Here is an 11,857-nt window from a genome sequence, read left to right as displayed (position 1 = left end):
ACCCGCCGGAACAACACCCACAACTCATCCGGCACCAGCCGCTCAACCAAATCCGTCATGCACGATTCAACGAACGACCACGCCATAAGAAACGGTGTCTAAGGACTGCCTTGCGGAACTGGCGAATGCCTTCGACGAGCATTCCGACGCCGTCTTCGTCTACAGCCACACCGCTCAGATCACCGAAGACGGAAACCGGGACGACACGCGGTTCAACGAGGCGAACGGCTGGCAGTACGAGGAGGTGGACGTCGACGGTCGCCGTCTCCTGCAAGCGGTCGCCATGGCGCCGACGCCGCACAACGTGTCTTACATCTGGTACGCCCCCAACCACGTGCGGGCGTTCCGCAGGGACACTTACGAGCAGGTCGGCGGGTACGACGCCACGCGCACGGTGCTGGACGACCAGGACTTGATGTGCCGTCTCTTCCAGGCCGGTGACTTCCACTGCATCCCGCGATGCCTGTACATGCAACGCATGCATCCCGACAACACCCAGCGCGACACCGAGATCAACGCGCACATTCAGTGCGAGACCGTCGCCCTGTACGACAAATACATCGAGCCTAACGCGCTCGCCTGGACCAAGCGGCGCGGGCTGCTCGCACTGGACCTCGGCGCCGCGCACCGCAAGCCGCCCGGCTACCTGGGAGTGGACCAGTACGCACGGGACGGAGTCGACATCATTGCCACGCTGCCCGCACCCCTGGACCTCCCGGACAACTCGGTCGGTCTGCTCAGGGCGGTGGGTTTCCTGGAACACGTGCCCGCGAAGGTTCCGCTGATCAATGAGCTGTACCGCCTGCTGGCACCTGGCGGCATGCTCCTCACCCTCACTCCCAGCTCCGACGGCCGGGGCGCCTACCAGGACCCGACACATGTCGCCTACTACAACGAGAACTCGTTCTGGTACTACACCGACGATCAATACCGTGCCTTCGTACCGGAGATCCAGGCCAGGTTCCAGAACTCACGGCTGGTCACCTACTTCCCGACCGACTGGCACGCCCGGAACCAGATCTCTTACGTGGTGGCCAATCTGATCGCGATGAAGGACGGCGCCGAACGCTGCGGCGGTCCCTTGCTGGTGTGACATCCGGGCGACGAAATGCGTGCAGGGAACGCAGTCACCCTTCGGACCCGTCCGTGTGACCGCTGACGGACCGAAGGGTGACCGTCGGCTCGACTCGGGCATCTCCGCGACGCGCAAGGCTCTCTGGATGTGGGCGCTACGTCTCCTGGAGCGTGGGTCGACCCACGCCCTGCCCGGCGCTCTACAGTGCGGCTGCGGACGATCACGAGACGGAGCTCCTGGACGCGGTGCGCGCCGCTCTTCGCGAAGCGGGGTTCGACCCGGGCAGCGAGGGCGGCGAGGGCGTGTACCTGGTCCGCCACGCCCGCGGCGTGATGGTGGGCTGGATGCCCGCAGAAATCAACGAGTTGCAACGCCCGCACCAGTGGCCAGCACCCGACGGACGAGGCAGCCGGTACGGAGCTGGCCGGACTGCACCACGCCACCGGTCTCGCCCTGGGCGCCGCGCTCTGTGGGGCGGGGTTCACCACCGAAATCCAGGACGACCACATGCTCGTACTGCTCCCACCACCAGCATGAGCGCCGTCACCGTCATTAGTGCGCCCTTGCCCGTGCTGTCAAAGCCCTCGGGCAAGTCCACCGCGCCGGCCATGCCGGCGACCGGGCGGCACCTCCAGCCGGGAGCCGCGCACCGGGCACAGGACGTCCGAGAACGCCCAATCGGTGCAGCGCCCCATCGATGGGAGGGCTGGACTACATCGGGGGGCAGTCCACGGGCTGGGGCACGACGGTGGTGCCCGGGCCGTGCTCCGCAGGAACGGGTGACGGTCCTACCCGCTCCGTCGGCGCTACGGAGCGGGGGTGAACACCACATCAGTGGAGCCGCAGCCGGCCGCGGTGTCCAGGAGCCGGACGCGCTCCAGCTCGTCCACCGTCAGGCCCCAAGGGACCTTGGTCGCGGTCCACTCCGCGGTTGGACCACGACCGTCCGGCAGGCATCGGTGCGTCGGTAGGCGGGACGGTCGAGCAGATCGCGCAGGAGGCCCGCGATGGCAACGACGTCAGCATGCACGCGCTACCGGTTCTTGAGCCGAGGACGAGACCCGCGGGCGCGGGCGGGCCGTTCGCCAGCCGCAAGGGTGTCAGATCACCGATTCGGCCCAGCGGCCGTGACGGGCTGGCTGCTCGGGCGGATATGGGCTGCGTCGTCCGTGCTGTCTTCCCCCCAACCCATGAGCGCAAGGAGATTTTGATGTTCCGTATCGCCAAGGCCGTAGCCCTTACCGCCGCCACCGGCGCCGTCCTGGCGGGCGGGGCCGGCATGGCCGCCGCCGACGCCACCGCCGAAGGCGCCGCCATCGGCTCCCCGGGCGTCCTGTCCGGCAACGTCGTCCAGGTCCCCATCCACATCCCCGTCAACGTCTGCGGCAACACCGTCAACGTCGTCGGCATCCTCAACCCCGCCTTCGGCAACACCTGCATCAACGCCAGCGGACACAAGGACAGCCACTACAAGGGCCAGCAGCACGGCGAATACTGACAAACACCAGACCCTGGACCCGTCGCACTCCGCGCCGTCACCCCAGAGCGCCGTGTGAACCAGCTGCAGCGCACAGCCCGGTACCGATCGGCCTCCCCCACGTCGTCCAAGGGCAGGCCGGCCCCCCTACCGGGCTGTGCGCTGCGGTTCCCGCGACGAAAACGAAACGGCTCCGCCCTCGGGAAGGGGAGCCGTTTGCCGTATGCGGTGGGAGCGTGGGGTCAGGCGCGGCTGTGGTGGTGGAGCTTGTTGCCGGTGAACAGGCGGTAGAGGGCCAGCAGGATGACGGAGCCGGCGATGGCGGCGATCCAGGTGGAGAGGTCGAAGAACCCGTCGATGGAGTCGACGCCGAAGATGACCTTGCCGAGCCAGCCGCCGAGCAGGCCGCCCGCGATCCCGATGAGCATGGTGATGATGAGGCCGCCCGGGTCCTTGCCCGGCATGATCGCCTTGGCGATGAGGCCCGCGAGCAGCCCTATGAGAATCCAAGCCAGAATGCCCATGACGCGTCTCCTACCTCGATGTATAAAGCTCGTGTCAGCGCACGCCTGCACCGAGACGGCGTTTTCAAACGTCCCCGCTCTTCGGAGCCGCCGCCCGCGACGACAGAGACGTGAGACAAGCCCTTCGCTTCCGCGCTTTGGGAGCAGCCGGTTCTCCCCACCGGGGCCCGGGGCCTCGACGGCGCCGGCCGGAGTAAGCGGGGCGCCTGGGAGTTATGGCCAAGCCGTCGGTACGGCCCGTCCCGGCGGCGCCAAGCCGTGCGAGGGACGGTGCTGGGTTTTTAGGCTGCGGCCACATAGCCACCCCCACGCCGCTGATCGCGGTCATCACAAGCCCAACGTTCTCGTCGTAGCGGTAGGCAGGATCGTTCTACAGGCTCCAGCTACCGTGCCCTACCTCCCGTCAGGCGGATGGGCGGCGCCAGCCACGTCCCTGTCGCGGGGGCGGCGGATCGCTCCTTCCTGCTCGCAGGCGAAGCCCCTGCTGTGCGTACCGGCGGCCCCCATTCGAGTTCACGGTCGCGGGACGCACTTTCATCGGCTAAGGGCTGTCCCGTAACCCCCGGTGGATCAGCGCGCGGCGTCGGATGCGGTGCATCGCAAGGCGGAGGGGCGTCCGCATACTGGGCGTATCCGGGCGTTCCGACAACGCAGCGAGGTGCCGTGGCCGGCGTCGCGCGCCGCCGGGGATTACGGGACAGCCCTTACGAGTCCGAGCGCAGCCCCAGGGCGCTGTGCTGAATCAGCCCGGCCGGAGCATCGGAACCCGACTCCCGACGCGTCAACTCGACCAACTTCGTCCGGAGGTCTGTCGCCGACTCGCCAAGCACGACGGCGCTGATCACCAACTCAAGCATGACGCGGTCGTAGGCATCGTCCGTTCCTCGATAGCGTTCGGCGTCACGTTCGATCACGGCACTGTCGATCCGCCATCCACCGCCATCGACGGGCGCGAAGGTCACTGCGAAGGTTCCGTTACCTGTCCAGCTTCGGTGCAGGAAGACGACCTCGCCCTCCGTGAAGACGTCCCGCTTCTCGTCCATGTCCCGTGACGCGTAGCCGAGCTGGATCCTCTTCCAGTCGTTATCTGACCAGATCCGCTGGGGCAGCTCCGGCATCGGCTGAGGAGCCGCTATCGGCTGGATACGACCGGCGAACGTGGACCGGGTTACGCGTTCGTCAGCAGGCATGCAGTGATCCTACGGACGAAGCCGGGCGCCCCAGCGTCCCGTCCCTCTCGCACCTCATTGTGAAACGATCAGTAAGCCGGCAGTCGGCGGAAGGGAATTTCCGCCGCTCGCCCCGGGACGCGTGATGCCGTATCCGTACGCGGTCGGGAAGGGTCGGGCCGTGGCGTCGGTTGCGGCGGCGTCGAGGACCGCGACCATGACGTGCGCCGACAGGCCGCTCAGGGCGTGGGGGACGCCGGCCCGCACTGACCCTCGCGGTCTCGGTGCAGCCCTACCCAGCCGTGCCGGACGGCGTAACCGCCGAGCTGCATCCGGGTGCGGACCCCGGCCAAGTCCGTGAGGTGGCGCAGGCGTCGGTGCAGCGTCCGCGGTGACAGACCGAGCTGCGCCGCGGCCGTCTGGTCGGTCAGTCCGGCCAGGAGGAGCCCGAGGATCTTCCGGTCCAGATCGGTCGGGCCGGTCGCACCGAACTCGACGGCAGGCTCGGCGTCTGCGCCGGTGTCCGAGAGTTCGAGCGGCTGCGCGGTGCGCCATACCGTCTCGAACAGCGCGTCCAACGCGTCCAACAGGCCGCTGCGGTGCAGCAGCACGGCTCCGGGCTCTCCGTCCGGTGTGACCGCCAGTGGGACGAGGCAGAGATCGGCATCGGCCAGCACGAGTTTCATCGGAAGCCGGTCGGCGACGCGCAACTGGACGCCCTTGCGCAGTGAATCGATCGCATCGTCGATGATGCCGGGCTCTCCCAGAACAGCCCGGTCAAGTACCGCCCGGAATTGCACCCCACGGCCGATTGCCGCGGGTTCGGCCGTGTTCTCGCCGGGGGACAGAGCAACGAACGGCGCTGTGATGAAGCTCCGGACCTGCGAGCGGGCCGCCTGCTGCACCTGGAGGAAGCGGTGGCGAATGGCGTCGACACCCGTGACGACCTCGATCAGATCGCTGAGGCTGTTCCCGGTCATCGCCGCCCGGTGTTCCTCGGCGAAAGTCACCAACGCGTGCTCCGCCATGCGCAACCCGTCCCGGCGCTCGCTGATGAGAGCGCCCAGAGCCACCGCCGGCGGCGCGGCGGTGAACCGCTCCTCCGCCGCCCTGGTCACGAGGCCCCACCCGACGAGACGGGACAACGCCCTGTCGACGTCGGCCTGCGGCAGCACGAGCTGGTCCGCAAGCGGGGATGCACGGGCGTCCGGCCGACCGAGCAGCGCCCGGTAGACGCGCTCGTCAACGGGTTCGAGGCCCAGAACATCCAGCATCGGCGACCGACTCTCTTCCGCTTGCCGCAGCGGGGAGAGTATGCGCCATGGCGGCAGACCCTGAATAGCGCCTGACGGGAGCAGGCCTGACGGGAAGGGCCCCGGGGCATCGCCGCCCCGGGGCCCGACACTTCGGTTCATCGCAGGCCGTACGCCCGGATGATCTCGTTCCTGACGCTGAAGCCGCTGTCCGTCGCGGCGCTCGCGCGCAGCGAGAGGAAGCTGCCGGGCTTCCCGGCCGCCGTGAACGAGCCCGTCCAAGTGCCGTCGGCACCCTTGACCAGGGTCACCTTCCGCCAGGTGGCGCCATTGTCGTACGAGACCTCCAGCGCCACCCCGGTAACCGCGCCCGGCACCGTGCCGAGGTCCATGGACACCGGCTTGAGGGCGATCCGCTGCTTCGAACCCGCCTTGAGGTCGCCGTGCAGGTCCGACTCCAGCTCGTAGTCCAGGTTCAGCACCGAGAACGGCTCGAAGGAGTCCGAATCGACGGTGCCCGACATGAACGTCCACTCGGTATGGGTGCGCGTCGACAGCCGGAAGAGGTCACCGGGCCGCTCCGCGTCGAGGACGGCTCGGTAGGGCAAGTTGCCAGCCGGCACCTCCTGCCACTGCATGTCTGCGCTGACCGGGTTGTCGTGGATCAGCGTGTCTCCCTGGAAGACCTGCAGGTGCGACGGCGTCCCACCCCACGGCAGGTACCCTCCCAATCGCATGGTGTCGCTGGCGGAGGCCCACGCCTGCACGTTCCACGTCATGTAGTTCTGCCAGCGGGAGTTGTACACGCCGAAGGACTCGCTCTGGCCGGGCCGGGTCGCCGGAGCGAACCAGTCCAGCCGGGTGCTCCTGCCCTTGGCGTACGTGTTGTCGCCCGACACCATCGACCACGGAAGGGGTCCGTCGACGCCCTGCGTGTGAAACTCCCTCCAGACCTGTCCCGCAGTCACCCACTCGGTGCGGGTGCCCGGGTGCCACTCCTGATCGGGAAGGTTGAACGACGGGCTGAGGGTGAAGTCGGACCGGTAGCCCTCCGCCAGCCGGCCGCCCGCAGCCGAGTAGTAGCGGGCGTCGATCCGTGCGAGGTCACCCTTGGCCGGCCGGTAGACCAGGGCCCGGTCCGGCACCCGGCCGGCATAGTCCCTGGTCAAGTCGTAGACGAACGGCGTGTACTCGGTCTGTTTGACGGTCAGCTCGTCGTGGCCGCGCCTGGCCATCGAGATGAGGGCTCGGCCCGCGTCGCGGTGCACGGAGGCGACGGGGATGGCCGACTCTCCGACATACTCCATCAGTGCGCCGACACCGTCGTTGACCACGATCAACGCTTTCGCGCCGGCCCCGACCGCAGCCGCGGTGCGCTCCTGCGGCGGAACCTCGTCGCTGCGGTCGACCACGACCACCTTGCCCTTGGCCCGCACCTTCTTGTACGCGGCCGCCCCGCCGTTGCCCGCGTAGACGGCGTCCAGCCTGTCCGTGGCGGTGCCCAGGGCGCTCCCGGCCTGCACCAGCGCGTCGAGTTGGAGCCGACTGCCCGACGTGCTCAGGCCCAGCTTCGGCTGGCCCTTGCGCCATCGGGTGGTCAGCATGAACTCGCCCTGCTTCATCGCCTCCGTCGGCGCGACGTAGACGTCGTCATAGGTCGGCGGCAGCACATACGCGCTGCGGTAGTCCAGGGACGGGTCGAGCCCCTTGTAGTGGACGTTGAAGTCGACCTTGCGCTGGCGGTCCTCGGTACGCTCCGGCGCCTCCGTCTGCAGCAGGTGCGCCCTGCTCGCGTCCAGCACCACTTCGGCCGAGCGGCCGCCCAGCAGGGTCTCCGGGTGGACCAGTACGGCCAGACCCGAGCGGTCCGCCTTCTCGCCCGCCACATCGAGGTACCCGGCGACGGTGTACGTGCCCGGTGCCATGCGCACGGTCGTCGATCCGTCGACGTAGAGCGACCAGGGCCAGACGTCGCCCGCGAGGTTGATCCCGACCCAGCCGACGGCGGGCTTGCCGTCCCTTCCCACCAGCTTGACGTTCAAGTCGTAGCGCTCCTCCTCCTCGAGGAGCGCCACCGAAGTACGGGTCACCGCCCGCCCGGTCGCCGCGTCCGTTGCCGTGACGTAGCCGGTGTGCCGGCCCGGCGGGGCGGCCTGTGGATCACCGGTCACCGGGGCGGCCGCGGTGCCGCCCGCCGGGACGGTCACCTCGGTGGCCCCCAGCGTGAACGGGGCGCCGCCGGTCAGCGCAAGTTTCAGCGTGACGCCGGCGGAGCCGGTGTTGGTGAAGGTCAGGTCCTTCGTGACGGCGACATCGCTCGGCTCGTGCGGCCAGGTGTAGTTGCCGAAGAAGAGTGAACCGGTGGCGCGGACCGTACTGTGCACGGCAGCGGCCACGTCGAGACGGCCGGTACCGACCTCGTACGGCGAGTATCCGCCGTCCAGCCCCTTCGCGGTGCTCATCAGGTGTTCCTTGAGCTGTGCCCCGGTCCAGTCCGGGTGCTGCTGGGCAAGGATCGCCGCCGCGCCGGCAACGTGCGGGGTGGCCATCGAGGTGCCGCTGAGGGTGCGGTAGGAGCCCTCGCCGCCGCCGGCCATCTGGGACGAGCGGGCCGCCGTGATGTCCACGCCCGGCGCTGCGATGTCCGGCTTCATACCGCCGGAGTGCGTCAGCGGACCCGTACTGGAGAAACTCGCGAGCCGGTCCTGCTTGTCCGTGGCGGCCACGGTCAGCGCCGAGGCGGCCGCGCCCGGGGCGGAGATGCTCTCCGGTCCCGAGTTGCCGGCCGCTATGACGAACAGCGTGCCGTACTGCGCGGACAACACGTCGACGGTCTGCGACATCGGGTCGCTGCCGTCCGTCGGGTACGAGTCGCCGAGACTCATGTTGACGACGTCCGCCCCCGATTCGGCGGCCCACTGCATGCCGGCCATGATCCAGGAGTCCTGGCCGTAGCCCTCCGCGCCGCCGAGTACCTTGCCGACGTACAAGTCGGCACCTGGAGCGACGCCCCTGAGGGCGCCTCCGGAGGCGGCGCCCGAGCCGACGATCGTGCTCGCCACATGCGTGCCGTGCCCGTTGACGTCGGTGACGGCCTCCCCCGGCACGAAGCTGGCCGTGCCGTCGATCAGGCCCGCGAAGTCGGGGTGGTTGACGTCGATGCCGGTGTCGAGGACTGCGACCTTGACGCCTTTGCCGGTATATCCGGCCGCCCATGCCTCGGGAGCGCCGATCAGCGGCACGCTCTCCTTCAGGTTGGTCTTCACCCGGCCGTCGAGCCACAGCTTCGCCACACCAGCGCCCAACGTCGCGCTCCCCTGCGGCGCGACGGAACTCCAGAACGTACGGGCCTGCCCCTTGTCGGTGCTGAGCACGGCACCGCCGATGTCATCGAGCCTGCGGGTCAGTCGGCTGCCCCGGGGCGGCGCTGGCTCGGCAGCCGCCCCGGACCTCGTCCGGGCATACATCGCGATCAGCGGAACCGCGGCCGACTTCGCATCGTCGTAACCCATTTCGATCAGGTCGGTGACGTTGAACAGCCTCCGGTCGAGCCTGTCCGCGCCCAGCAACGGTACGGCCTCGTCCGGCACGACGAACAGGTCGCCCTTGACCTGCTGGATCTTCACGCCGCCGACAGCGCTCTGCGGCCGGTCGACCTCGGCGGTCTGCTTGCCGTCGGCCATCGTGGTGACCGTGACGACGTCGCCGGTGACCAAGGTGACTTTGTGGGTCGTCGAAGGTCTGACGGAAACGGCGGGCTTGCTCGGGGCGGCTTGTGCGGGCGCTTGCAGGACTGCGAGCCCCGATGTCAGCAGAGGCACCGCGATGGCGGCAGAGATCAACTGCCAGCGCCTGTACCTGCGCCTGTGCCTGTGCCCGAAGACGGAAGGCTGAGAGGAGGAGAACATGCCATGGGTCTATCGACGGAGCAGCGCCGCAGTGAAGACCAAGGGGTGACAAGTCCTCGCCATGGCAAGAATTTGTCAGTCACGAACCGCGCGAAAGCAGGCAAGGGTGCGCCCGTCGCTCGCAGCCGGGCGTCACTTCACGGGCGTCGCCGGTCAGCAGACATGGAGCGCTTTCGTGAACGCGCCGCCCTACGCTGCGAAGGCGTTCTCGGCCGCGCCGACCACGGCCGACACGACCAGAAGCCGGGTGAGCCGAGCCGTCCGCGCGCCGCGAACCGCACCAGGTCCAACGCAATGGATTGCCCACCGCCGTGCGCCCGGCGCAGCCGAGGTGCGGCCGCCCCCCCGGCCTGGGATACATCAACTTTGCGGATTCCGGAGATGGTTGAGGAGCGCGCGCATACGATCAACGGCATGACACCAGTGATCGCCCCGTTGCCGGGCGGGACGCCCGCGCAGCTCGGAGGTCACCGGATCCTGGGGGTGCTGGGGGTCGGCGGCATGGGGACGGTTTACCTCGCCCGCCGCCGGGGGCGTCCGGTCGCCCTGAAGACCATCCGGCCCGAACTCTTCCGCGACGCGGACCTGCGCGAGCGGTTCACCCGCGAGGCGGCCGCCGCGGCGGCGGTCCGCAGCCCCTTCGTCGCCAACGTGCTCGGCTCCTCGACCGCCGAACAAGTGCCGTGGATGTCGGCCGAGTTCGTCCCCGGTGCGACCCTCGCCGCCGCCGTACTGCGGCACGGACCCCTGCCCGCGCCCGCCGTGCGCGTCCTGGCCGGAGCGCTCGGCCGGGCCTTGACGGCCCTGGGCGCGGCGGGGGTGGTGCATCGAGATCTGAAGCCGTCGAACGTCATCCTCGGCGCCGACCGCCCCCGCGTCGTGGACTTCGGCATCGCCCGGGTGACCGGCGACGTCACCTTGACCGCGACCGGGCAGCGCCCCGGAACGCCCGGCTACATGTCGCCCGAACAGGTGGTGAAAGGACCCCTCGGACCGCCGAGCGACGTCTTCTGCCTCGGCGCGCTGCTCGTCTTCGCGCTGACCGGTCGGCACGCCTTCTACGACGGAGACCCGGTCCGCTCGGACTTCCGCATCGCCTACGAGGCCCCCGACCTCACCGGCGTTCCGGCCGAGCTGGCGTCCGTAATCCGCGGCTGCCTCGAAAAGCGGCCGGAGAACCGGCCCGCCGCCGCGGAGGTGGCCGCGGAACTCGACCCGCGGAGCGCCGCCCTGCGCGCAGCCACCCGCTGGCTGCCACCAGCGGTACTCGCCGACGCCGCCGGGATCGCACGGGCCGCAGCCGCCCTGGGCGCCGGCCCGCGGCTGCCGACCCGGCGCAGGGTGCTGGCCGGCGCCGGCGCCGCCGTACTGCTCGCGGCGACCGGTGCCACCGCCCTGCGCACCCTCCAGGAGGACGACGGCGCTGGCCGTACCCCCGCCCCCCGCTGGAGCGGCCCGCCCGGCACGGTGCCGGAGCCCCTGTGGTCGTACGACGGCGCCGCGGCGCAGCCGGCCTTCGGGCCGGTCGAGGCCGACGGCCGGGTGTGCTTCGCGGACGGCGGCGGCGAGCTCCTCCTCCACGATCCGGTCTCGGGCGAACGGCGCTGGCGCGGACCGGTGGTGCGCGACCTCGTCGGTGGCCGCCGCCCCGTCGCCCTGGACCCGGACGGCGCCCTGCTGTTCCTGGACCCGGGCAGCGGTTCGGTCCGCCGCCGCGCGCGCGACGGGGTGACCGCGCTGCTCGCCGCCGACGAGGACCAGGTGTACGTCCTCGACGCCGACGGCCGCCTGGCCGCGCTCAAGCTGGCGGACGGCGCGGTGCGCTGGCGCGTGCCCGTCCCCGTGCCGGGCACGGCGCTCTCGGCGGCCGCCGGGTACGGGCGGTTGCTCCTGGCCTCGGCCGCCGGCGGGGTGGTGGCCCTGTCCGCCGCCGACGGCGGCCCCGTGTGGCGGCGGCCCGTCGGCACCGACGGCGCGCGGACGGTCCTGTCCGCGGGCGGAGTGCTGCTCGGCGGGGCCGGAGACCGGACGCTGACCTGCCTGGACCGGGGGCGCGGCGAGCAGCTGTGGAGCCTGCCAGCGGACGACAGCGCGGGGTTCGGCGTGCCCGCGCAGGCCGGCGACAGCGTGTACGTCGCCGACGGCCGCCAGCTCCGCAGCATCGACGTGAAGACCGGAGCCCCCGCCTGGACCGTGCCGGCCTCCGAGGAACTGGCCCGGGACCAGGCGCCGTTAGTGGCGGGATCCGGGATCTTCGTGCCGCTGCGGAAGCCCGGGCTCGGCATCCTCGTGGTGCACGGCGGCCGGGCGGCGGAACAGTACGTGTTCGCACCGGCCCCGGCCGGGGAAATACCGGCCGACGTTCCCTGGCGGGGAGCGGTCGCCGGAGGCAGCGCCGTCTGGCAACGCGGCAGCGCGGTCCGCGCCCTGCCGGGCATGTGACCGGCCCCC

At 70.2% G+C, this 11,857-nt stretch carries 7 protein-coding genes; 3 read left to right on the top strand and 4 right to left on the bottom strand.

Going from position 1 to position 11,857, the window contains the following annotated elements; genetic code table 11:
- The first annotated feature begins 94 nt into the window (after positions 1–94).
- Positions 95–1,093: a methyltransferase domain-containing protein gene (locus ACIPK4_RS38960; RefSeq protein WP_402322390.1), complete on the top strand. Its 999-nt coding sequence runs from the start codon at positions 95–97 to the stop codon at positions 1,091–1,093.
- Positions 1,094–2,285: 1,192 nt separating this feature from the next.
- Positions 2,286–2,573, top strand: coding sequence for a chaplin (locus tag ACIPK4_RS38955; protein WP_402322387.1), 288 nt, complete (start codon positions 2,286–2,288; stop codon positions 2,571–2,573).
- Between the two features lie 221 nt (positions 2,574–2,794).
- On the opposite strand, the gene ACIPK4_RS38950 is transcribed toward ACIPK4_RS38955, so the two are convergent.
- The 4 genes from ACIPK4_RS38950 to ACIPK4_RS38935 form a co-directional block, all read right to left on the bottom strand.
- Positions 2,795–3,076 (bottom strand): GlsB/YeaQ/YmgE family stress response membrane protein, encoded by a 282-nt coding sequence (locus ACIPK4_RS38950; RefSeq protein WP_402322384.1) that lies wholly within the window; start codon positions 3,074–3,076, stop codon positions 2,795–2,797.
- 704 nt (positions 3,077–3,780) lie between these two features.
- Positions 3,781–4,194, bottom strand: coding sequence for a hypothetical protein (locus ACIPK4_RS38945; RefSeq protein ID WP_402322399.1), 414 nt, complete (start codon positions 4,192–4,194; stop codon positions 3,781–3,783).
- Positions 4,195–4,484: 290 nt separating this feature from the next.
- Entirely contained in the window at positions 4,485–5,519 is a 1,035-nt protein-coding gene (locus ACIPK4_RS38940) for a helix-turn-helix domain-containing protein (protein WP_402322381.1), read from the bottom strand.
- 137 nt (positions 5,520–5,656) lie between these two features.
- On the bottom strand, positions 5,657–9,214 hold the full coding sequence (locus tag ACIPK4_RS38935; protein ID WP_402322378.1) for a S8 family serine peptidase: 3,558 nt from the start codon (positions 9,212–9,214) through the stop codon (positions 5,657–5,659).
- 606 nt (positions 9,215–9,820) lie between these two features.
- Here ACIPK4_RS38935 and ACIPK4_RS38930 point away from each other — a divergent pair.
- Positions 9,821–11,848 (top strand): serine/threonine-protein kinase, encoded by a 2,028-nt coding sequence (locus tag ACIPK4_RS38930; protein WP_402322375.1) that lies wholly within the window; start codon positions 9,821–9,823, stop codon positions 11,846–11,848.
- The last annotated feature ends 9 nt before the right edge of the window (positions 11,849–11,857 follow it).

Origin of the sequence: Streptomyces sp. NPDC086989, assembly GCF_044745505.1 — a bacterium.
GTDB lineage: Bacteria > Actinomycetota > Actinomycetes > Streptomycetales > Streptomycetaceae > Streptomyces.
Note: the sequence above shows the minus strand (reverse complement) of the source record. Positions and strands in the feature narration are given on the sequence as shown.